Raw genomic sequence first — 23,118 nt, forward strand, 5'->3', positions numbered from 1 at the left:
ATGGCCCAGCTCGACTCCTCCCCCTACCCCGACGACCTGGGGGAGGAGCTCGCCGTCCAGCCGAAGAGGGGCGCCTCCAAGCTGACGCTGGCGCTGGCCGCCGGTGTCGTGCTGGTGGCCGGGATCCTCATCGGCGTCCAGGCGGGCAAGATGTTCGGCGCGTCGGGCGTACCGGCCGCTGCCCTGCAACGTCCCGCGGGAGGGTACGGCCAGCAGCAGGGTGGCTTCGGCCAGTCCCCCGGCTACGGGGGCCAGCGCGGCCAGCAACCGGGTGGTGGCCAGCGGATGGGTGGTGCCGGCGGGGCCACCCTGGGCACCGTGGAGAAGGTGGAGGGCGGCAAGGTCTACGTCAAGACCATGGACGGCGCCACCGTCACGGTGAACACCGACGACCAGACCGCGGTCACCATCAGCAAGGCCGGTAAGGTGACCGATCTCAAGACAGGCACCACGATCGTGGTACGCGGACAGCCGGGCGACGACGGCTCGGTCACGGCGGCGTCGATCACCCAGGGAGGTCAGGGAGGAGGCCCGCGATGAGCGAGCCCGAGGCCAGGCTGCTGGTGGTCGACGACGAGCCCAACATCAGGGAGCTGTTCTCGGCCAGCCTGCGGATGGCCGGGTTCGAAGTGCTGACCGCGGCCGACGGCAAGGAGGCGCTGCGGGTGGCCGAGGAGAGCTCGCCCGACCTGGTGATGCTCGACGTCATGTTGCCCGACCTCGACGGCATGGCGGTCGCGGGCAGGCTGCGGTCCCGCGGCCGCCGGGTCCCGGTGTTGTTCGTGACCGCCAAGGACACGCCGGAGGACAGGCTCGCCGGGCTGGGGCTGGGCGAGGACTACGTGACCAAGCCGTTCAGCCTGGAGGAGGTCATCGCCAGGATCCGGGCCGTGCTGCGCAGGACCCGGCGCGGCGTGCCGCCGCCGAACCGGCTCCAGATCGCCGACCTGGAGCTGGACGAGGAGAGTCACGAGGTCTGGCGCGACGGCGTTCCGGTACGCCTGTCGCCCACGGAGTTCAGGCTGCTGCGGTACTTCATGCTCAACGTGGGCCGGGTGCTGTCGAAGACGCAGATCCTCGACCACGTCTGGAACGGCGACTGGCGCACCGACGTCGGCCTCGTGGAGTCGTACGTGTCCTATCTGCGGCGCAAGGTGGACACCGGCGAGCGCAAATACCTGCACACGCTGCGCGGGGTCGGCTACATCCTGCGGCCGCCCCGCATATGAGCGCGCTCAAGAAGATGCGGAAGCAGCTCTCGCGGGCGCCGCTGTGGCTCCGGCTGGTGTCGGCCACCCTGCTGCTGGTCACCCTCGCCATCACGCTGACCGGCCTGTTCGCGGTGCGGTTGTTGCGTGGCTACCTGGTCGAGCGCGTCGACCAGCAGCTCAGCGCCGCCAGCAACCCGGCCCGCGACGCACCCCCGCCACCCGAGATCCAGCGTCCCGGCGTGCGCCCGCAACGCTTCTTCGGACTGTTCCACGCGGTGATCCTGGACGCGACCGGTGACACGATCAGGACGATCAGCGAGTCGACGGAAGAGCACATTCCCGCCCTGCCCAAGCTGACCGGCGCCACCGTCCTGGCGCTCAAGGGCCGCCCCTTCACCGTCGAGTCGCGCGACCCGGGCGGCCCGAGCTGGCGGGTCGTCGCCGTGCCGGGCCGGTACGGCGAGAGCCGGGTGATCGCCATCAGCCTGGGCGACCTGGACGGCACGGTCTCCCAGCTCGCCCTCATCGTGGCGGTCGGCGGCGGAGGCACGCTGATCGTCCTCGGGTTCGCCTGCTACTGGCTGGTACGCCGGAGTCTGCGCCCGCTCGGCGAGATCGCCCGCACGGCCAACGACATCGCGGGCGGCGACCTGTCCCGCCGCGTGCCCCTCTGGGCGGGCACCACCGAGGTCGGCAAGCTCGGCCGGTCGCTCAACACGATGCTCGCCCAGATCGAGGTGGCCGCGCGCGAGCGGGAGACGGCCGCCGAGTCGGCCCGCGCGTCCGCCACCGCCGCCCGGCGGTCCGAGGAGCTGATGCGCAGGTTCATGGCCGACGCCTCGCACGAGCTGCGCACGCCGCTGACGTCGATCAGGGGGTTCGCCGAGCTGTACCGGCTGGGGCGGGAGAAGGACCTGGCCGAGGCCGTACGGCTGCTGAGCCGCATCGAGGGGCAGGCGGCCCGGATGGGGCTGCTGGTGGAGGACATGCTGCTGCTGGCCCGGCTCGACCAGCGGCGCGAGCTGGCGATGCGGCCCGTGGACCTGCTCAGCCTGGCCGCCACGACCGTGATCGACGCCCAGACGCTGGCACCCGACCGGAGGATCGAGCTGGTGCGGTTGTTCGGGGGAGAGGGGGACGTGCTCGTGACGGGCGACGAGTCGCGGCTCGGACAGGTGATCAACAACCTCGTCACGAACGCGCTCACCCACACCCCTGCCGGCACGGCCTTCCAGGTGCGGGTCGGGGTGGACGGGGAGCAGGCCGTGGTGGAGGTGGCCGACGAAGGGCCCGGGTTCTCGGCGGAGGTGGCCGAGCGGGTGTTCGAGCGGTTCTACCGGGCGGATCCCGCGCGGAGCGCGGGCGGCTCGGGGCTGGGGTTGTCGATCGCGGCGACGCTGGTGGAGGCGCACGGCGGCGTCATCATGGCGGAGGGGGAGCCGGGCAAGGGGGCCCTGTTCCGGGTGATCCTCCCCAGCTGATCGCGCGCTCAGCCGAACGTGTAGCCGTACAGGCCGGAGCCCTTGCTGAGCTGGCGTACCTTGCCCAGTTTCAGGCCCGGCTCGCGCGAGCCGGGGGCGTACATGACCAGTCCCTGGTCGGGCGCCGCGACGACGAGCCCGTACAGCGGGCGCTGCTTGGCCAGCGACCGGTAGCGCTCCCAGCCCGGCAGCGCGGCCAGCGAGGCGCCGAAGTCGCGTCCCTCGCCCTTGATCAGCAGGTTCCCCACCCGCGTCAGCCCGCCGGCCGAGCGCCCGGCCAGCACCTGCACCGCCTTCTCCCCGGGCACGCCGACGGCCAGCTCGTCCCTGCCGTCGCCGTTGAAGTCACCGGCCGCCAGAGACGCCCCGAAGCGGTCGTAGTAGCGGGGGATGCCCTCCAGCGTGTTCTGCGACCAGGCCTCGCTCTTGGAGGTGCTCAGCCCGCTCCGGGACCCGTACAGGACGTCCACCGTGCCATCGCCGTAGTCCATGGCCCGCTGGTTCTCGCTGAGCCCCTCACCGGGCACCCCGATGGCCAGGTCCGCCTTCCCGTCCCCGTTGAAGTCCCCGGTGGCCAGCGAGGCCCCGAACGCGTCCCACTTCTCGGAGGCCCCCTTGATGCCAGGGCTGCTCTGCGTGAACTGCCGCGCCCGCTTCCCCCGCACGTCGATCATCGTGGCGGACCCCTGCCCGTCCAGCTTGACGCTGTCGGCGGGCGCGCCGACCACCAGCTCGTCCCGCCCGTCGCCGTCGAAGTCCCCGGTGGCCAGCGCCGCACCCCACTGATCCGTCACGCTCGCCGCCTGCCCCACCCACGGCGTCTTCTGAGTGATCTGGTACGGCTTGCGCCCCTTCATCCAGTAGACCGTCACCGCCCCGCCGGACCGATGGCTGGGCGCCCCGACGGCCAGCTCGTCCTTGCCGTCGCCATCGAGATCCCCGGCCGCCAGCGAAGCCCCGAACCGATCGCTCGACGGCTTCGCCAGCGCCAGCTGCTCACCGGCGACCAGCCCCTCGGCGGACCCGTTGAAGACCTGGACGACCCCGTTCCCGTCGCCGCCGGCCACCCGCTTCCCGACGAACTCCTCCGACACGCCCACGGCCAGGTCCGCGCACCTGTCCCCGTTGAAGTCGCCCACGGCCAGCGCCGACCCGAACGAATCGCCCGGCTCCGCGCCGTCCTGCGTGAGCTTCACCTTCTTCCCGGACCCATACATCACGGTCACCGAACCGGCCCTGGAGGCGTCGTAGGGTGCGGCCACGGCCAGGTCGGGTCGCCCGTCGCCGTCGAAGTCGAGAGGATGCCCAGCGCACGACGGAGCCGCGGTGGGGGCCGTACCGGAAGCGAGAGGAAGAACCAGGCAGGCGGCGAGCAGCGCATTCATACCGGAAGTAATGTCCACACAGGTCGAACCAGTTCTGAACGGCACGAGAACGGGCCAGGAGGGCAGGATGCACATCGCCTGCTGATCCACGGCGCGGTGGGAACGTGCCAGGATAGTCGGGTGGACATCGACCTCGCGGATCTGGATTTCTGGCGCAGACCCCTCAAAGAGCGGAATGAGGCGTTCGCCCGGCTCCGGCAACAGGAGCTGCCGGTGTTCTTCCCCGAGAAGAAGGTGCCGTTCCTGCGCTCGGGCAAGGGTTTCTACGCCCTCGTCCGCCACGCGGACGTGGTCGAGGCCAGTCGCAACGCCAAGATCTTCTCCAGCGAGCCCGCCGTGACCAACCCGGAGCCGCCGGGCTGGGTGAAGCAGGTGTTCGGCGAGTCGATGGTCAACCTGGACGACCCGCGGCACGCCCGGCTGCGCCGGATCGTCACCCGCTCGTTCAGCCCGAAGATGCTGGCCGGCCTGCAGAGCGACATCGAGGCCGCCTGCGCCCGCATCGTGGACGACGTCGTCAGGGACGGCCCGCGCGACTTCGTCGGCCAGGTCGCCGCCAAGCTCCCCATCCACGTCATCTGCGACATGCTCGACATCCCGCAGGAGCTGCGGGCCAAGGTCCACCAGCACGTGGACATCTCCACCGCCTACACCGGCGTGCGCCCCAGCCTCGCGCGCAGCGTGCAACTGGCCGGCCAGAACATGCTGGCGCTGCTGGCCCTGCAGCGCATGGTCATCAAGCTCGGCCACGAACGCGTCGCCGACCCCAAGGGCGACCTGGTGTCCCTGCTGGTCAACGCCAACCCGGACGGGGAGAAGCTGACCGACAAGGAGCTCGGCTCGTTCTTCGCGCTGCTGCTGGTCGCGGGCAACGAGACGGCCCGCAACACGATGGCCCACGGGATCAGGCTCCTCACCGAGAACCCGGCGCAGCGCGAGCTGCTGATGAGCGACTTCGACACGCACATCAACGGGGCGATCGAGGAGATGGTCCGCTACGTGTCGCCCATCATGCAGTTCCGCCGCACGGTGACCGAGGACTACTCGCTGCGCGGCCTGGAGTTGAAGCAGGGCGACAAGGTGGTGCTGTTCTACGGCTCGGCCAACCGGGACGAGTCGGTGTTCACGGACGCGGACACGTTCGACGTCACCCGCGACACCAAACCGCACGTGGGCTTCGGCGGCCCGGGACCGCACTTCTGCCTGGGCGCCAACCTGGCCAGGCAGGAAATGCGGACGATGTTCCGCGAGCTGCTGACCAGGCTCCCGGGCCTCCGCTCGGTCGGCGAGCCGGAGCTGCTCCTGTCGAACTTCGACAACAGCGTCCGCAGCCAGCCCTTCAGCTTCTAGTCATCGTCGTCGGACATCAGGATGTTCGTCCTGATGGTGAAGAACGTGATCAGGGCCGCCACCACCATCATGGCGGCGCTGATCAGCATCGCCGTCCGGAACCCGGCGTTGAACACCGGCGGCTGCTCGAACGCCTTGCCCACCAGCCCGACCAGGGGCGGCACGGCGGCCACCGCGAGCAGGCTGCCGGTGCGGGCCACGGCGTTGTTGATGCCGCTGGCCGTGCCCGCGTACCGTTCGTCGGCCGTGGCCAGCACGGTGGCGGTCAGCGGCGCCACCGCCGCCGACAGGCCGAGACCGAACACGGTGACCGCCGGGAGCACCTGGAGCGGGTAGGAGGCGCCGGGCCCGATCGTGCTCATCCACAGGAACCCGACCCCGGCCACCAGGATCCCGAGCGTCATCGGCCAGCGCGGCCCGAACCGCTTGGCCACGTCCCCGGCCCTGGCCGACAGGAGCAGCATCAGGATCGTCGTCGGCAACATCGCCATCCCGGCCGCGATGGGGGAGAAGCCGGACACCACCTGGAGCTGCACGACCAGCAGGAAGAACACCACGCCCATGGCCGCGTACATGATCAGCGTCACCACGTTCACCGCCGTGAACACGTGATTGCGGAAGATCCCCACCGGCACCAGCGCGTCCGGCGACCTGCGGATCTGGGTCACCACGAACGCCACCCCGAGCGCGAGCCCCGCGATCAACGGGATGGGCGCCCCCTGCTGGATCAGCCCATAGGTGACCCCACCGAGAGTCAGCGCCGCCAGCACGGACCCGAGCACGTCGAACCGCCCCGCCGCCTGCTCGTCCCGGCTCTCGGGCACATGCCGCAACGTGACGAGGACGACGAGCAGGGCGAACGGCAGATTGATCAGGAACGCCCACCGCCATCCGGCCGTCTGCACCAGCCACCCGCCCAGCAGCGGCCCGATGGCACTGGCCACCCCGCCGAGCCCCGACCACACCCCCACGGCCCGGGGCCGATCATGCCGGACGAACGACGCCTGAATGATCGCCAGCGACCCGGGGGTGAGCAACGCCCCGCCGATGCCCTGCAGTGCCCGGGCCCCGATCAGGAACTCGACGTTCGGCGACAACCCGCACAGCGCGGACGCGACGGCGAACCAGACGACGCCGATGAGAAAGACGTTGCGCCGCCCGTAGCGATCTCCCAGGGAGCCGCCGAGCAGGATCAGCCCGGCCAGGGTGAGCGTGTAGGCGTTGATCGTCCACTGCAGCCCGGCCATGCCCGCGTCGAGCTCTCGGCCCAGGAACGGCAGCGCGACGTTAACCACGGTGCTGTCGAGCAACGCCATCCCGGAACCGAGCACGGTCGTCGCCAGGATCCACCGGCCGCGCGCCGACTTGAGCTGGACGTGACCGTTCGTGTGCAGCGCTTCGGGCTCGGACGTCATGAGTTACTGCCAAGAGCCCGCAGCACGAACTCGGACACCAGCTCCCCAGCCGCCTCCACCGTGACATCCCCGCTGATCAGCGGCACCCGCTCAGCCCCCACGACAGCGAGAATCAGCCGAGCCGTGGCTCCGACATCGATCACCCGGAAATCCCGGGCCTCGACCCCGCTCTCCAGAATCTCCACCAGAATGCGCTGCATGGGCTCGACGTGCTCGGCCAGCTGCTGATATGCAGCCGGCCCGAGGGCGGCGCTGAGATCGGCGGCACCCGGATGCGGATGGGCGAGCAACCCGGCGAGCTGCAACCGTACGAACGCCCGCAACCGATCAGCGGGAGAGGCCTCGGCAGGCAACTCCCGTTCAAAACTGTCGATGAAGTACTGAGTCACCCGCTCGGTGAACGCGAGCAACAGTGCCGCCTTGTCCGGGAAGTAGTTGTAGAGCACGGTGCGGGTGATGCCGGCCTCGCCGGCCACGTCCGTCATGGAGATGGCGTCGATGCCCTGCACCCTGGACAGCCGCGAGACGGCCTGCAGAATGCGGTCGCGCGTCTGGGCACGATGCTCGCCGATGGTGGCGGCGGAGATGCGGGGCATAGGCCCCATCGTAGGCCGCCCCCGCGGTCCCATCCCCCAACATCCGTTGCCTTGTCGGACATATACGATAAATCATTCGGTCATTTGGTGGAATGATTAATTCATGCTTTCATGGACCCATGCTGTACGGAACTCCCTCGCTCCAGGCCGCCGACAAGACGGTGCTCGCCGAGATCGAGGACATGCGACAGGACCTGAAATACCGCCTCGCCGAGACCCACCGCTGGGACGGCCAGCTCCGCAGGCAGCTCCAGGCGCGGGCGATCCAGGGGTCGAACTCCATAGAGGGCTATCGGGCCAGCGTCGAGGACATCCAGTCGATCATGTCGGGCGAGGAGCCCCTCGAAGCATCCGCCTCGGTCACGAAAGCGATCGCGGGCTACCAGCAGGCGCTGACCTACATCGGGCTGCTGTCACGGGCTCCCGCGTTCCGCTACGACGTGGGAGTGCTCAACGCGCTCAACTTCATGATGATCGGCCATCACCGGCACAAGACCCCCGGGGTGATACGACCAGGAAGCATCTGGGTCCGAGACTCGTTCTCCGGTGAGGTCGTATACGAAGGGCCGGATGTCGAGCATGTCCCCGGGCTTCTGGACGAGCTGGTCACGTGGCTCAACGAGGGCGACCTGGAGGTGCCGAGTTACGTACGGGCCGCGATGGCTCATTTCAATCTCGTGAGCATCCATCCATGGCGCGATGGAAACGGCCGGATGTCACGTGCCCTGCAGACGTTGGTCCTCGGCCGGGACCAGATCATGACGCCAGAGTTCTCCTCCATCGAGGAATGGCTCGGGGAGCAGCGCATCACCATCGACTATTACGATGTGCTCGGCGCGGTCCAGAAGCGCCAGTGGCGCCCTCACGGCGACACTCTCGACTGGCTGCGGTTCTGTCTCAGGGCGCATCACATGCAGGCGCAGCGGGTGGGGCGGCGGCTGGCCGAGGCCGGGGAGATCTGGACGCTGCTGGAAGAGCAGGTCGACGCCGACGGGCTCAACACGCGGTGTGTCTCCGCGCTCTATGAGGCGTTCGTGAGCAGCCGGCTGCGCCGGAGCAGATATCAGGCCGACGAGGACCTCAGCCAGGGCCAGGCCGCCCGCGACCTGCGCGATCTCGCCGTCAAAGGCTGGCTGCAGCCCTATGGCGAGACCAAGGGCCGCTATTACCAGGCCGGGCCTCGGATGGCCGAGGTCAAGACCGAGTTCGCCGACCGGGTGACTCCGCTGCGGGATCCCTATCGCTGATCACCCCCGACTCGTCGCATGAGTGTCGATTTTTTGCGTTGTTCATTTTCATTCTTGCGGTCATCGTTGTAACATCAGGTCCATGCCGAGACGACTCTCCGATGTGGCCGCCTTCGCCGGGGTGAGTGTGGCGACCGTCAGCCGGGTGTTGCACGACAAGCCCGGGATCGCCCAGGCCACCCGCGACTCCGTGCTGACCGCGCTCGACGTCTTCGGCTACGAGCGGCCCCAGAAGTTGCGCAACGATCGCGCGCCGCTCATCGGGCTCGTGCTGCCTGAGCTGCAGAATCCGATCTTTCCTGCCATGGCCGAGCTCGTCGTCACCGAGCTCATCCGGCACAATCTGCTGCCCGTTCTGTGCACCCGCACCGCCGACGGGCTGCCCGAGGCACACTACGTGCAGATGCTGCTCGCGCAGAACGTCGGCGGCATCGTCTTCATCGGCAGCAGCTACGCCGATGCCGGCCCGGCCCAGGTCAAGGTGTTGCGCGAGCGGAAGTTGCCCATCGTGCTGATCAACGCCGCCGACGAGAACCTGGACGTGCCGCGCGTGTGCGTGGACGACGGTGTCGCCGTGCAGCAGGCGCTCGGGCACCTGCGGGCGCTCGGGCATGAGCGGATCGGGCTGATCCTCGGGCCGGTCGGGCACGTGCCCTCCGCCCGCAAGCTCGCCGCCTACGCCGCCAATGCCCGTGACCTGGGGTGGCGCGCGCTGGTGGCGCACACGATCTTCTCCATGGAAGGTGGCGCCACCGCCGCGGCGCGGCTGGTCAACGAAGGTGCCACCGCCGTGGTGTGCGCCAGTGACGCGCTGGCGCTCGGGGCGATCAGAGCGGTGCGCAAGCTCGGCCTGAAGGTGCCGGCCGACGTGTCCGTCGTGGGGTTCGACGACTCGAGTCTGATGAACGTGACCGACCCGCCCCTGACCACCGTGCGCCAGCCCATCGCGGCCATGGGCAGCGCGGCGGTCGCCGCGTTGATGTCGCAGATCAACGGCCATGTGGTCCCTGTCGACGAGGTGTTGTTCGATCCGGAGCTGATCGTGCGGAGCTCGACTGGCATGTGCCCGCCGACCTGTCAGTAAATTTCATATCACGGCAATATTCTTGCGTCACACTCTGGACATCCGGCGAGTGCGGTCCTACGGTTCTGGGCAACACCTCGGCGCTCAGAAACCCCCAAGCGACACGTCGGCAACCAGCGTTCAACACCAACGGCGGCACGTGCGTACCGCTGGCGATCCGGGCTGCCCAGGTCCACCCACAGACGGAAGGGATCGCTAGTGATGAAGCGCGGTAAGGCCCTCGGGCTGTCACTGGCCCTCTGCGCGACCATGGCCTGCGCGGCCTGCGGCGGCGGCCAGGCGGACGAGCCCGCGGCGTCGGCGGGAGGGCCGGTGACCATCACGGTCAACGGGCTGCCCCCGGCGACCGACGAGTACAACCGGGCCATCTTCGAGGAGAACGTCAAGACGTTCGAGGCCAAGTACCCGAACATCAAGATCGACGCCAAGGAGGGTTTCATGGACCCTCAGACGTTCAGCGCCAAGATCGCCGGTGGCCAGCTCGAGGACGTCTTCTACGTCTACCTCACCGACGCTCAAAACCTCATCGCCAAGCGCCAGGTCTCCGACGTCAGCCCCCAACTGGCCGAGTTCCCGGTCACCAAGGACTACAAGCCGGGGCTGATGCAGGTCTTCTCCGACCAGGCGGGCAAGGTGTACGGGCTCCCGGACGACAACTACTCCCTGGGCCTGCTGTACAACCGCAAGCTGTACGAGAAGGCCGGGCTCGACCCGGACAAGCCGCCTGCCACCTGGGCCGAGGTCCGGGAGAACGCCAAGAAGATCGCCGCGCTCGGCGACGGCGTCGTCGGCTACGGCGACTACAGCAAGTCCAACACCGGCGGCTGGCACTTCACCGCCGAGCTCTACTCCGTCGGCGGCGACGTCGCGGTCAAGGACGGCAGCGGCGTGTGGCGGGCCGCCTTCAACAACGACAAGGGCCGGCAGGTCCTGCAGCAGCTCAAGGACATGCGCTGGACCGACGACTCGATGGGCCAGCGCCAGCTCCTGGAGTACGACGACCTGGTCAAGCTGATGGCCACCGAGAAACTCGGCCAGCAGATCGGCTCGACGGGCGACCTGACGAACACCGTCACCCGCTTCAAGGGCACGTACGACAACTACGGCATGGGCCCGATCCCCGGCGGTCTGGGCACGCTCGGCGGCGGGTCCGGCTACATGTTCAAGGCCGGTCTGAGCCCGGAGAAGATCAAGGCCGGGCTGACCTGGCTGACGTTCAAGAAGAACCCCGACCGCCTCGCCTCCGACAACGAGAAGGCGGCGGCCAAGGGCCTGCCGGTCGGCCTGCCCGAGCCGAACGTGTGGACCGGCGCCTCGGAGCAGAAGCTGATCGAGGCCACCAAGAAGCACGCCACCATCCCCACGGAGAACTTCGCCCCCTTCGCCGCGGCGCTCGGCCGCATTCCGGTCAAGCTGGAGCCGCCGAACGCCCAGCAGGTCTACGCCGCCCTCGACACCGTCATGCAGAAGGTCCTGACCGACGAGAACGCCGACGTCGACAAGCTGCTGGGCGACGCCGAGCAGCAGGTCAACCAGATCCTGGCCACGGTCAAGTAGGAGAGAGCACCCCCGATGGCGGTCATCACCGCGCACCGACACCGCGTGACCGGCAAGAGCACCTGGTTGCGCAGGAAGGTCGCCGACAACCTGCAGGCCTGGGCGTTCCTCGCCGCCGGCATCGCCTGCTTCGCCCTGTTCTCCTGGTACCCCCTGGTCAGAGGCATCGTCCTCAGCTTCCAGCAGGTCAACTTCGTCACGGACGCGATCTGGGTGGGCTGGGACAACTTCCGCGCGCTCGTCAACGATCCGCTGTTCTTCACGGCCTGGGGCAACACGCTGGAGTTCACCGGGCTGGCGTTGTTGTTCGGGTACGCGGTGCCGTTCGTGGTCGCCATCGTGATCAACGAGTTCCGGCATCTCAGGGGCTTCTTCAGGATCGCGGTCTACATGCCGGTCATGTTGCCGCCGATCGTCAGCGTGATCCTCTGGCAGTACTTCTACGACCCGGGCAACGGCCTGTTCAACTCGATCCTGACCGGGCTGCACCTGCCCGTCTCCGACTGGACCCAGTCGCCGAAGATGGCCATGATCTCCCTGGTCCTCGTCTCGACCTGGGCGAACATGGGCGGGGCCACGATCATGTACCTGGCCGGCCTGGCGACCATCCCCAGCGAGCTGTACGAGGCCGCCGAGCTCGACGGCGCGAGCGTCTGGCAACGAATCCGGCACGTGGTGTTGCCGCAGATGCGGTTCATCCTGCTGGTCCTGCTCCTGTTGCAGATCGTGGCGACCATGCAGGTGTTCATCGAGCCGTACCAGCTCACCGGCACCACCAACCCGGACACGATCACGGTCATGGTGCTCGTCTACCGCTACGCCTTCACGGTCAACAACGACTTCGGCCTGGCGGCGGCGATGAGCGTGTTGCTGTTCGTCGTGCTCGGCGCGTTCTCGGCCGCGTACCTGCGCCTGACCCGCGACAAGGACTGAGATGACTACCCTGACCACCGTACGACCGGCCACCGCGGAGGTCCGGCCCCGGCGCAGGGTCCGGCGCGAGCCGACCACCCGGACGCTGATCTCGGAGGCCGACCTCAACCGGGGGCATCGCAGGATCGTCTACTGGATCACGCTGACGGTGATGGCCGCGGCGTTCGCGCTGATCTTCATCTTCCCCCTGTACTGGATGGTCAGCGGGGCCATGAAGACGCCGGCGGAGCTGGCCGAGCCGGTGCCCACGTTGCTCCCGCGCACCTGGCATCCCGAGACCTTCGCCACCGCGTGGGAGCGGCTGAACCTCGGCCGGTTCCTGCTCAACACCGCCTTCTACACGGCCGGGATCTGGCTCGTCACGCTGGTCGTGGACGTCGCGGCGGCGTACGCGCTGTCGAAGTTGCGGCCGGTGTTCGGCAAGGTGGTGCTGGGCCTGATCCTGGCCAGCCTCATGTTGCCCGCCGACGCGTTGCTGGTGCCGAAGTACCTGGCGGTCGTGGACGTGCCGATCTTCGGGGTCAACCTGGTCGACTCGCCCTGGGCGCTGTGGTTGCCGGCGGCGGCCAACGCGTTCAACATCTACGTGCTCAAGCGGTTCTTCGACCGGATCCCGGGCGAGTTGCTGGAGGCGGCCGCCATCGACGGCGCCGGGCGGTTCCGGATGTTGTGGAGCATCGTGTTGCCGCTGTCGCGGCCGGTGCTGTCCGTCGTGTCGATCTTCGCGATCATCGGGGCCTGGAAGGACTTCCTCTGGCCGCTGCTGGTGCTGCGCGATCCCCAGGCGCAGAGCCTGAGCGTGGCGCTGAGCAGGCTGGCCTTCACCGGGTTCGTACCGCAGAACGAGATGTTCGCCGCGCTCGCCATCGCCGGTATCCCGATGATCATCATCTTCATGATCTTCCAGCGCGGCATCCTCAACGGCCTGTCGGCCGGCGCCCTCAAGGGCTGATCCAGCGGATTCACCCCCCACAAGGTAAGGAGTTCAGTTCGCCATGCTCCGAAGACTGTTACTCGCCATCGTGCTCTCCCTCGCCGCCCTGGCGGTTCCCGCGCACGCCGCCGCCACCCAGTACGAGGCCGAGTCGGCGGCCCTGTCCGGCGGCGCGGTGGTCAACACCGAGCACAGCGGCTACACCGGCACCGGTTTCGTGGCCGGCTACACCGACGGGAACAAGGGCAACGCCGCCACCACCTTCGCCGTCTCCGCCCAGGCGGGCGCCGCTACCGTCAGCCTCCGGTACGCGAACGGGACGGGCGCGACGATGTCCCTGTCCGTGTACGTCAACGGCACCAAGATCCGCCAGACCGTGCTACCGCCGGTCGGCGCCTGGAACGCCTGGGGCACCAAGGACGAGACGCTCACCCTCAGGGCGGGCGCCAACACCATCGCCTACCGCTTCGACACCACGGACCTGGGCAACGTCAACCTGGACAACATCACGGTCTCGGAACCCGTCGCCGCGCTCCCGTACGAGATGGAGACCGCCTTCCTCGCCGGCGGCGCGACCGTGGCGACCTCGACCGGCGGCTACAGCGGCACCGGCTACGCGGCGGGCTTCACCGGCACGGGAGCCCGTGCGATCCGCACCGTGACCATGCCCGCCGCGGGCAGCGCCGTCACGACCGTTCGGTACACCAACACCACCGGCAGCGCGAAAACGCTCAGCACCTACGTGAACGGCCTCAAAACCGGCCGCCTCACCCTCCCGGCGGGCACCGGCTGGCTCACCACGACGCACACGCCGACCCTGCGCGCCGGCCTCAACCTGATCGGCTACCAGTATGACACCGGCGACACGGGCAACGTCGGGCTCGACGGCATCAGCGTCGCCGGCGCGGGCACCCTGAACGCCCGCGGCGCCACCGTCCCCTACACCGAGTACGAGGCCGAGAGCGGCTCGACGAACGCCGGTGTCATCGGCCCCGACCGCACCTACCTCACGCAGGCCGCCGAGTCGTCGGGCCGCCGCGCCGTGAAGCTGGACGCGACGGGGGAATATGTCCAGTTCACGCTGACGAAACCGGCCAACTCCATCGTCGTGCGCTACGTCGTGCCGGACAACGCGGCGGGAACCGGCACCACCGCGCCCCTCGCCCTCTACGCCAACGGGACCAAGCTGCGAGACCTCTCCCTGTCGTCCACCTACAGCTGGGTCTACGGCGCGTACCCCTACCACAACGACCCGGCGGGAGGCAGCCCGCACCACTTCTACGACGAGGTGCGGGCCCGTCTCACCGACCTGCCCGCGGGCACCGTGCTCAAGCTGCAGAAGGACGCCTCCTCGACGGCGCCCTACTACGTGATCGACCTCATCGACACCGAGCAGGTCGGGTCCGCCTACGCCATGCCCGCCGACCACCTGTCCGTCACCTCGTACGGCGCGGTGGCGGACGACTCCGGCGACGACACCGCGGCGATCAACAGCGCGATCTCGGCCGCCCGCGCCCAGGGCAAGGGCGTGTGGATCCCGGCCGGCACGTTCGTCATCAACGCCCGCGTCAACGTCGCCGGCGTCAGTGTGCGCGGCGCCGGCCAGTGGCACACGACCGTACGCGGCACGAACGGCAAAGGCGGCTTCTACGCCACCGGCTCGAACGTGCAGATCGCCGACCTGACCATCGCCGGCGACGTGCGCTACCGCGACGACCAGGCGTTCGACACGGGCATCGAGGGCAACTTCGGCACCGGCTCGCTGGTGCACAACGTCTGGATGGAGCACGTCAAGGTCGGCATGTGGATCGACTCGGGTACCGACGGCCTGTACGTCGCCGGCGTCCGCATCCGCGACACGTTCGCCGACGGCGTCAACATCCACGCGAACGTCCGTAACACCCGCTTCGACCAGAGCGTCGTACGCAACACCGGCGACGACGGGCTGGCCATGTTCTCGGAGGGCGCGCCCGTCACCAACAGCGCGTTCACCTTCAACACGGTCACGCTGCCGATGCTGGCCAACACCGTCGGCGTCTACGGCGGCTCGGGCAACAGGGTCGAGGACAACCTGCTGTCCGACACCGTCACCGCCTCCGCCGGCATCGCCATCAGCACCCGCTTCGCGCCGGTGCCGTTCAGCGGCACGACCTCGGTGCAGCGCAACACGCTGGCCAGGACCGGCGGGTACGAGCCCAACTGGCCCGCCCAGCTCGGCGGCCTGTGGATCTACGCGGACACGGCCGACATCACCGCTCCCGTGCTGGTCAGGGACGTCACCATCAACGACAGCACGTACCAGGGGCTGCTGCTGAGCTGGCAGAAGACGATCAGCAACCTCACCCTCGACCGCGTCACCATCGCCGGGGCCGGCACGTACGGCATCGAGGCCGGCGCGGCCGGCAGCGCCACGGCGAACAACGTCACCGTCACCGGAGCCGCCTCCGGTGGCCTGAACAACCTGACCGGCTACACCTTCGTCCGAGGTCAGGGCAACAGCGGCTGGTAGCAGCCGAGCAGTCGCAGGCGTCCCGCGCCTGGGTCGCGGGACGCCCGTCGCATGCCGAACATCAGTCAGGAGTACATGTTCATGACCCTCACCCCGTCCGCCTGGTGGCGCACCGCCGCGATCTACCAGATCTACGTGCGCAGCTTCGCCGACGGCTCCGGCGACGGCATCGGCGACCTCGCCGGGCTCCGGCGGCGCCTGCCGCACCTGCGCGACCTGGGGGTGGACGCCCTCTGGCTCACGCCGTGGTACGTCTCGCCCATGGCCGACGCCGGGTACGACGTCGCCGACTACCGGGACATCGACCCCGTTTTCGGCACGCTGGCCGAGGCCGAGGAGCTCATCGCGGAGGTGCACGCGCACGGCCTGCGCATCATCGTCGACCTGGTGCCCAACCACTGCTCGGACCAGCACCCCTGGTTCCGCGAGGCGCTCGCGGTTCGCTCTGCGAGGGATCGCTTCTGGTTCATGGAGGGGCGTGGCGAGCATGGGGAGTCGCCGCCCAACGACTGGCAGTCCTATTTCGGCGGGCCTGCTTGGACCCGGGTGGCGGACGGGGAGTGGTACCTGCATATGTTCGCTCCTGAGCAGCCCGACCTGAACTGGGAGAATCCGGAGGTCCGGGAGGAGTTCGAGGAGATCCTGCGGTTCTGGCTGGACCGGGGGGTGGACGGGTTCCGGGTGGACGTGGCGCATGGGCTGGTGAAGAAGGATGGGCTGCCGGACGTGGGCAGCGATCCTGATATTTCGGATTTGCCGTACCAGGATTGTGACGGCGTCCACGAGATCTACCGCTCCTGGCGGCGGGTCTCGGACGCGTACGAGGGCGAGCGCGTGTTCGTGGGCGAGGTCTGGCTGCCCACCCCGGCCCAGTTCGCCCGCTACCTCCGGCCCGGCGAGCTCCACTCGGCCTTCAACTTCGAGTTCCTGTGCGGGGCCTGGGAGGCCGGGCCCGTGCGCGAGGTGATCGACGCCACCCTGACCACCCACGCCGCCGTCGGCGCGCCACCGACCTGGGTGTTGTCCAACCACGACACGATCCGCCACGTCACCCGGTACGGCAGGGCCGAGACCGCCTTCGACATGGGCGACAAACGCCACGGCGCCCCCAGCGACCCGGAGCTCGGCGTGCGCAGGGCGAGGGCGGCGGCCCTGCTCACGCTCGCCCTGCCAGGCGGCGTCTACGTCTACCAGGGCGACGAGCTGGGCCTGACGGAGGTGGAGGACATTCCTGAGCACCTGCTCCAGGACCCCACCTGGGAACGCTCCAACCACACCGACCGGGGCCGGGACGGCTGCCGCGTCCCCCTCCCCTGGTCAGGGGACCAGCCGCCGTTCGGCTTCTCGCCGCCGGACGCGCAGGCCGAGCCCTGGCTTCCCCAGCCGCTCGCCTGGAAGGCCTTGACCGCCGAGGCCCAGGCGGCCGACCCTCGCTCGATGCTCTCCCTCTACCGCGCCGCCCTGGCCATGCGCCGCGACGTGCTCGCCCGCCTGCCCCAGACGCTGACCTGGCTGGCGGTCGCGCCGGGCGTCGTGGCCTTCACCAGGGGAGACTTCGCCTGCGTGGTCAACTTCACCGGCGAACCCGTCCCGCTGCCCGCCCACTCGGAGGTCCTGCTGGCCAGCGTCCCTGTGGTGGACGCCCTCCTGCCATCGGACGCCTGCGCATGGCTGCGCCGCTGACCCACCGTTTCAGGCGGCAGTCTTGACGACGTTGAGGAGCTCGGTCAGGACCTCGGTGTTCAGCTGGTACGCGAGCTTGACCTCGCGGATGATCCTTTGCCGTTCGCGCTCGTCCAGGTCGAGCTCGTCCAGCCGGGCCCGGTATTCGTTCTTGAACCGGGGCAGGCTGCCGAGCTCGTCGAAGATGTAGAAGTCGACGCCCCCGCCCTTCTGGAAGCCGTAGATCTTCTGCAGTTCCATCCGGATGAACTGCCCACCGGACAGGTCGCCCAGGTAGCGGGTGTAGTGGTGGGCGATGTAGCCGCCGGGCCAGTCGGCGACCTGGTGGATCCGGGCGACGAGGGTGCGGGTGGACCTGGACGGCGCGATCCTGCTCCGCCAGCCCGGCCCGTAAACGGTCGCCAGGTCGCGCTCCAGCGCCCGCTCGCGGTACAGCTCGGGGAACACGAACCGGCCGGCCACCGGGTGATCGGCCAGCACTCGCGACACTCCGTCAAGCGCGGTATACGCGAAGTAGTGTTGAGCGATCATCTCGCCGTATTCGTGCTCGCTCAACCGGCCGCCCATCAGCTCCGTGAGGTAGCTCTCGGACTCGGCAGACTCGTGGTCGGCCCAGGTGGCGTTCCTCAAGGTCTCGGAGAACGGTGCGGTCACGGCCCACCTCAACTAGCGCTGGCATTTCATGACGAAGTGTCACAAACATCGGCATCCGGCGTCAAGCAGATGACGACACCATGTCATCAAAGTTTGCCTCCTCTCTCACGTACCCAGGATGAGCGAAGTCAAGAGGTCACCTCGTCGGGGGGCCGGAGGGGGACAGCGGCTACGCGCGTTCGGCGTAATGGCAGGCGGCGTAGTGGTCGCCGACGGCCTCCAGCGCCGGCTCCACCTCGGCGCACCGCTCGGTCGCCTTCCAGCAGCGCGTGTGGAAGCGGCACCCCGGCGGCGGCGCCACCGGGCTCGGCGGGTCGCCGGCCAGCAGGATCCGCGACCGGCCGCGCAGTTGCGGCTTCGGCACGGGGGCCGCCGACAGCAACGCCATCGTGTACGGATGCGCGGGCGCCTCGTACACCCCGGCCGCGGGCCCAACCTCAGCCAGCCGGCCCAGGTACATCACGCCCACCCGGTGCGACACGTGCCGTACCACGGCCAGGTCGTGGGCGATGAAGACCAGCGCCACCCCCAGCGTGCGCTGCAACTCCGCGAACAGGTTCACCACCTGCGCCTGCACCGACATGTCCAGCGCGGACACCGGCTCGTCGCAGACGATCACGTCGGGCTCGGTGGCCAGGGCGCGGGCGATGCCGATCCGCTGCCGTTGCCCGCCGGAGAACTCGTACGGGAACCGGTTCATCCGGTCGGCGGACAACCCCACCAGGGACAGCAGCTCCCCGACCCGGTCCCGCATGGCGCGGGCGTTCGGGGACAGCCGGTGCACGCGCAACGGCTCCGCGACGATGTCGTGCACGGTCATGCGCGGGTTGAGCGAGGTCAACGGGTCCTGGAAGACCATCTGGACGCGCCGCCGGATGTCGCGCGGCACGCCTCCGCGGGTGAAGAACGGCCGCCCGCGGAACGTCACCTCGCCCTGGTCGGGGCGTTCGAGGCCGACGAGCATCCTGGCCAGGGTCGACTTGCCGCAGCCCGACTCGCCGACGATGCCCAGCGTCTCCCCGGCGTGCAGCTCCAGGTCCACGCCCGCGACCGCGCGCACCGCGCCGCCCCTGGAGAACATCCCGCCGCGGTAGGTCTTGTGCAGCCCGGAAGCACGCAGCACGGGCTCGGAGGCGGCAGGTTCGCGCGTGCCGGACGCGGCGGGTTCAGGCGAGGGCGCCATCGAGCATCTCCTCAGAATGGTGGCAGGCGGCGTACCGGTCCGTGCCGGTGTCCAGGAGCGTCAGCGCCGGACGCGTGGTCGAGCACACGTCGGTGGCCCGGTCACAGCGCGGCGCGAACGAGCACCCCGGCGGCACGGAAGCGGGACTGGGCGGCGCGCCCGGGATGGCGCGCAGCGATGCGGAAGGGCTCTCCAGGTCGGGAATGGCCGCGAGCAGAGCGCTGGTGTACGGGTGGGCGGGCAGGTCGTACAGCTCTCCGACCTCGCCGCTCTCCACGATGCGCCCCGCGTACATCACCGCGACCCGGTCGCTGACCTCCGCCGCCACCCCCAGGTCATGGGTGATCAGCAGTACGGCGGTGCCCAGCTCGCGCCGCAACCGGTCGATGAGCTCCAGGATCTGCGCCTGCACGGTCACGTCCAGAGCGGTCGTTGGCTCGTCCGCGATGATCAGGTCCGGTTCGAGCGCCACCGCCATGGCCACCAGGATGCGCTGCCGCATCCCCCCGGAGAACTGGTGCGGATAGTCGTCGACGCGCTTGGCCGCGGCCGGGATGCCCACCAGGTCCAGCAGCTCGATCGAGCGCGCCCTGGCCTGCCTGCGCGAGACGCCCCGATGCACCCTGAACAGCTCTCCGACCTGGTCACCTATGCTCAGCACCGGGTTCAGCGCCGACAACGCGTCCTGGAAGACGAGCGTCATCGCGCTGCCCCGCAGGGCCCGGAGCGAGTCGGCGGACATGGTGAGGAGGTCGCGGCCGCCGAGCCGGGCCACGGACGAGCGCACCTGGACGTTCGGCTGGTCGAGCAGGCCCATGACGGCCTTGGCGGTGACGGACTTGCCCGAGCCGGACTCGCCGAGCAGCGCCAGCGTCTGGCCGCGTTCGATGGTCAGGTCCACCCCGCGCACCGCTGGGATCTCGCGCCCGTGCGCGGTGAACGTGACGTGGAGATCGCGAATTTCGAGGACCGGTGCTTCGCTCACCGCACCCCCTTCTCGATTGTGACGAAACCTGGCGTTTACTCATGCTTGCTTGCCGGAAAACAACTTCAATATTGTCTTTCGCGCCTGATCCTGGCAAACTTCCCGCAATCGGACAAGAGGGGATAGCAAGTGCTGGAAGCCGCGAAGAGCTACAAGGGCTACCGTTCCTACGAATATCTGGACGCGGGTGTCGACTACCGCGAGTTCGACCTGGCACCGGAGCTCGGCAGGGTTCCGGCGTACCAGGGGCCCGAGCTCAGCACCGAGCAGAGCGAGCGCGTACGCCGCCTGCTGACCGGCAGCCTGGTCGTCTCGCTGCACGACCACCCGTCGGTCTTCCCCGACGACATCGGCCAGACCGTGGACTACAACCGCACCGCCCGCCACCACACCGGGTACGAGGGCCTGGCCCGCTCCGGCATGACCGTCGTCTTCGACAACCTCATGGACGGCACCTGCTGCATCACCAGCCAGGCCGGCTGGAAGTGGAACGACGTGGTGGCCGACATCGGCATGCGCCTGTCGGACATCGCCCACCAGGACTTCCTCATCAAGGTCGAGCGCCTGGCCGACGTGCGCGAGGCGCACGCGAGCGGCCGCATCGGCCTGGTGCTCGCCCTCGAAGCCGCCACCATGATCGAGAACGAGGTCGACCGGATCGACATGCTGTACGGCTTCGGCGTACGGCAGATGGGCATCGCCTACAGCGAGGCCAACACCCTGGGCAGCGGCCTGAAGGAGCGCGGCGACGGCGGCCTGACCCTGTTCGGCGAGAAGGCCGTGCGCCGCATGAACAAGCTGGGCATCGCCATCGACGTCTCCCACTCCGGCGACCAGACCTCGCTCGACACGATCCGCCACTCCACCAAGCCGATCCTCATCACCCACGCGGGCGCCAGGTCCGTCTGGCCGACGAACCGGATGAAGCCGGACTCGGTCATCAAGGCCGCGGCCGAGCGCGGCGGCGTGATCGGCCTGGAGGCGGCCCCGCACACGACGCTGTCGCCCGACCACCCGCTGCACAGCCTGGAGTCGGTCATGGACCACTTCACGTATTGTGTGGACCTGGTCGGCATCGACCACGTGGCGTTCGGCCCGGACACGCTGTTCGGCGACCACGTGGGCCTGCACGACACGTTCGCCGAGCACCTGTCGCTCAACGAGGCGCACGCGGGCATCGCGTACGACAAGGTCGCGTACGTGGACGGCCTGGAGAACCCGGCCGAGTGCTTCTGGAACATCATCGCCTGGCTGGTCACCCACGGTTACTCCGACGACGAGATCACCAAGGTCATCGGCGGCAACGTCATGCGCGTGCTGGAAGAGGTCTGGATCTAAATGAGACGTGGGATTCTGCTGGCGGCCCTGGCCGTCGCGCTGGCGGCCTGCGCGCCGAGCGTGCCGGGCTCGTCGAACTCGTCCGGCTCGCAGTCCGCGCCGGCCACCGCCGACCGGCTGACCATCGGCACGACCGCCGACGTGGTCAACTACAACCCCCTGGTCGGCAACAGCCGTACCGACTCGTGGGTGACCAACCTGATGTATCCGCATCTGACCCAGATGGACCAGGCCGGCAAGCGCGTCCCGTACCTGGCGACCGAGTGGTCCTACTCGGAGGACGGCAAGGCGGCCACGGTCAAGCTGCGCGACGACATGAAGTGGTCCGACGGCAAGCCGGTGAGCGCCGACGACGTGGTGTTCTCGGTGACGGCGGTGCAGAAGGAGAAGTTCGGCGTGGTCGCCGGGCTCATCACGGCGCTGGACAAGGCCGAGGCGGTCTCGCCGACCGAGGTGAAGTTCACGCTCACCCGCCCCGACGGTACGTTCCTGGACAACGTCGGCTTCTGGCTGCCGATCGTGCCCAAGCACGTGTTCGAGAAGGCGCCGAGCGTGCAGAAGTTCGCCAACGACTCGAACTGGGTGAGCGCGGGGCCGTTCAAGCTGACCAAGGTCGAGCGCGGCCAGCGGTACATCATGGAGCGCGTCGACGACTTCGGCCCCGGCAAGCCGGCCGTCAAGGAGGTCGTGTTCCGGGTCTTCCCCGACGTGAACACCGAGGTCCTCGCCCTGCGCAACGGCGAGATCGACCTGATCGGCAACGTGCTGCCGCCGGCCACCGCGGCCGAGCTGAAGAGCGACCCGAAGGTCAAGCTGGTGCAGATCCCGTCGCTGGGCTGGGCGCACCTGCAGTACAACACCAAGCGCAAGCCGCTGGACGACGTCCGCGTCCGCCAGGCGCTCGCGCACGCCGTCGACTACGAGGCGATCAGGAACATCGCGCTCAAGGGCTACGCGAAGTCCTCCAACTCCAGCGTGCTCACGCCCTCGCTGCCCGACTACGTGGACCCGAGCTCGAAGGAGTACGCCTTCGACCCGGAGCAGTCCAAGAAGCTGCTGGCCGAGGCGGGAGTCTCCAACCTCAGCCTGGGCATGATCTACGACCAGGCCGACCCGAACATCGCCCGCTGGGCCCCCATGGTCCGCGACTCGGCGAAGAAGGCCGGGATCACGATCAAGCTGCAGGGCCTGGAGCGGAACACGTACGTGGAAAAGGGCCTCAAGCGGGACTTCGACATCTACGCCGGATCGTGGGCGGTCATGGACAACCCGCCCGCGAACCTCGGACTGGCCTTCAAGACCGGCGGGTTCATCAACTACGCCCAGGTCAGCGACCCCAAGCTGGACGACCTGATCGACCAGGCGCAGCGAGCGCTGAGCCCGGCCGAGGCCAAGGCGCCGATCCAGGAGGCCGCGCGGATCATCCACGACCAGGTCTACGACAACGTCCTGTACGTGGAGACGTTCAACATCGCCCACTCCACGAAGTGGACCGGGTTCCAGCCGATGCCGAGTGAGCTGCTGTCCATCCTGAACCCGCTCTCCCTCGCCGCGGCGAAGCCGGCGGGCTGAT

General features: G+C 68.9%; 19 protein-coding genes. 13 read left to right on the forward strand and 6 right to left on the reverse strand.

Annotated elements, in window-relative coordinates; all coding sequences use genetic code 11:
• Genes ACFLIM_RS02865 through ACFLIM_RS02875 form a run of 3 tightly spaced genes read left to right on the forward strand, consistent with a single transcriptional unit; the run spans window position 1 to window position 2,692 of the window.
• A complete protein-coding gene (locus tag ACFLIM_RS02865; RefSeq protein WP_393161518.1) occupies window positions 1–540 on the forward strand; it encodes a hypothetical protein in 540 nt (179 codons plus the stop codon).
• Window positions 537–1,229 carry a response regulator transcription factor gene (locus tag ACFLIM_RS02870; RefSeq protein ID WP_393161520.1) on the forward strand — a complete coding sequence of 231 codons (693 nt, stop codon included), beginning with the start codon at window positions 537–539 and terminating at the stop codon, window positions 1,227–1,229. The genes ACFLIM_RS02865 and ACFLIM_RS02870 overlap by 4 nt, the downstream gene beginning before the upstream one ends.
• 14 nt (window positions 1,230–1,243) lie before the next feature.
• Window positions 1,244–2,692 (forward strand): sensor histidine kinase, encoded by a 1,449-nt coding sequence (locus ACFLIM_RS02875; protein ID WP_393161522.1) that lies wholly within the window; start codon window positions 1,244–1,246, stop codon window positions 2,690–2,692.
• A gap of 8 nt (window positions 2,693–2,700) precedes the next feature.
• Here the strand turns inward: ACFLIM_RS02875 and ACFLIM_RS02880 are convergent, their stop codons facing one another.
• Entirely contained in the window at window positions 2,701–4,077 is a 1,377-nt protein-coding gene (locus ACFLIM_RS02880) for an FG-GAP-like repeat-containing protein (protein ID WP_393161524.1), read from the reverse strand.
• 120 nt (window positions 4,078–4,197) lie between these two features.
• On the opposite strand from ACFLIM_RS02880, the gene ACFLIM_RS02885 reads away from it, so the two are divergent.
• Window positions 4,198–5,427 carry a cytochrome P450 gene (locus ACFLIM_RS02885; RefSeq protein ID WP_393161526.1) on the forward strand — a complete coding sequence of 410 codons (1,230 nt, stop codon included), beginning with the start codon at window positions 4,198–4,200 and terminating at the stop codon, window positions 5,425–5,427.
• Here ACFLIM_RS02885 and ACFLIM_RS02890 read toward each other — a convergent pair.
• On the reverse strand, window positions 5,424–6,842 hold the full coding sequence (locus ACFLIM_RS02890; RefSeq protein ID WP_393161528.1) for an MFS transporter: 1,419 nt from the start codon (window positions 6,840–6,842) through the stop codon (window positions 5,424–5,426). The genes ACFLIM_RS02885 and ACFLIM_RS02890 overlap by 4 nt on opposite strands.
• Window positions 6,839–7,438: a TetR/AcrR family transcriptional regulator gene (locus tag ACFLIM_RS02895; protein WP_393161530.1), complete on the reverse strand. Its 600-nt coding sequence runs from the start codon at window positions 7,436–7,438 to the stop codon at window positions 6,839–6,841. The genes ACFLIM_RS02890 and ACFLIM_RS02895 overlap by 4 nt, the downstream gene beginning before the upstream one ends.
• 119 nt (window positions 7,439–7,557) lie before the next feature.
• Between ACFLIM_RS02895 and ACFLIM_RS02900 the strand changes: the two genes are divergently transcribed.
• The 7 genes from ACFLIM_RS02900 to ACFLIM_RS02930 all read left to right on the forward strand — a co-directional run bounded on the left by ACFLIM_RS02900 (window position 7,558) and on the right by ACFLIM_RS02930 (window position 17,385).
• On the forward strand, window positions 7,558–8,685 hold the full coding sequence (locus ACFLIM_RS02900; protein WP_393161532.1) for a Fic family protein: 1,128 nt from the start codon (window positions 7,558–7,560) through the stop codon (window positions 8,683–8,685).
• Between the two features lie 82 nt (window positions 8,686–8,767).
• Entirely contained in the window at window positions 8,768–9,769 is a 1,002-nt protein-coding gene (locus ACFLIM_RS02905) for a LacI family DNA-binding transcriptional regulator (RefSeq protein WP_393161534.1), read from the forward strand.
• A 201-nt stretch (window positions 9,770–9,970) separates the two neighbouring features.
• Window positions 9,971–11,326, forward strand: coding sequence for an ABC transporter substrate-binding protein (locus tag ACFLIM_RS02910; RefSeq protein WP_393161536.1), 1,356 nt, complete (start codon window positions 9,971–9,973; stop codon window positions 11,324–11,326).
• Window positions 11,327–11,341: 15 nt separating this feature from the next.
• The gene (locus tag ACFLIM_RS02915) at window positions 11,342–12,259 is read left to right on the forward strand and encodes a carbohydrate ABC transporter permease (protein ID WP_393161538.1); all 918 of its coding nucleotides are present in this window, start codon (window positions 11,342–11,344) and stop codon (window positions 12,257–12,259) included.
• A 1-nt stretch (window position 12,260) separates the two neighbouring features.
• On the forward strand, window positions 12,261–13,211 hold the full coding sequence (locus ACFLIM_RS02920; protein ID WP_393161540.1) for a carbohydrate ABC transporter permease: 951 nt from the start codon (window positions 12,261–12,263) through the stop codon (window positions 13,209–13,211).
• Window positions 13,212–13,254: 43 nt separating this feature from the next.
• Window positions 13,255–15,702, forward strand: a complete 2,448-nt coding sequence (locus ACFLIM_RS02925) for a CBM35 domain-containing protein (protein ID WP_393161542.1) — start codon at window positions 13,255–13,257, stop codon at window positions 15,700–15,702.
• A 51-nt stretch (window positions 15,703–15,753) separates the two neighbouring features.
• Window positions 15,754–17,385, forward strand: a complete 1,632-nt coding sequence (locus ACFLIM_RS02930; protein ID WP_393161544.1) for a glycoside hydrolase family 13 protein — start codon at window positions 15,754–15,756, stop codon at window positions 17,383–17,385.
• Between the two features lie 9 nt (window positions 17,386–17,394).
• Here ACFLIM_RS02930 and ACFLIM_RS02935 read toward each other — a convergent pair whose 3' ends face one another.
• The 3 genes from ACFLIM_RS02935 to ACFLIM_RS02945 form a co-directional block, all read right to left on the reverse strand.
• A complete protein-coding gene (locus ACFLIM_RS02935) occupies window positions 17,395–18,039 on the reverse strand; it encodes a biliverdin-producing heme oxygenase (RefSeq protein ID WP_393161546.1) in 645 nt (214 codons plus the stop codon).
• A gap of 169 nt (window positions 18,040–18,208) precedes the next feature.
• A complete protein-coding gene (locus ACFLIM_RS02940) occupies window positions 18,209–19,222 on the reverse strand; it encodes an ABC transporter ATP-binding protein (RefSeq protein ID WP_393161548.1) in 1,014 nt (337 codons plus the stop codon).
• Window positions 19,206–20,207, reverse strand: a complete 1,002-nt coding sequence (locus ACFLIM_RS02945; RefSeq protein WP_393161550.1) for an ABC transporter ATP-binding protein — start codon at window positions 20,205–20,207, stop codon at window positions 19,206–19,208. The genes ACFLIM_RS02940 and ACFLIM_RS02945 overlap by 17 nt, the downstream gene beginning before the upstream one ends.
• 129 nt (window positions 20,208–20,336) lie before the next feature.
• Between ACFLIM_RS02945 and ACFLIM_RS02950 the strand changes: the two genes are divergently transcribed.
• Window positions 20,337–21,545 (forward strand): dipeptidase, encoded by a 1,209-nt coding sequence (locus ACFLIM_RS02950; RefSeq protein WP_393161552.1) that lies wholly within the window; start codon window positions 20,337–20,339, stop codon window positions 21,543–21,545.
• Window positions 21,546–23,117, forward strand: a complete 1,572-nt coding sequence (locus ACFLIM_RS02955) for an ABC transporter substrate-binding protein (protein WP_393161554.1) — start codon at window positions 21,546–21,548, stop codon at window positions 23,115–23,117.
• Window position 23,118 lies beyond the last annotated feature (1 nt).

It is taken from the genome of Nonomuraea marmarensis (assembly GCF_043197025.1).
Lineage (GTDB): Bacteria > Actinomycetota > Actinomycetes > Streptosporangiales > Streptosporangiaceae > Nonomuraea > Nonomuraea marmarensis.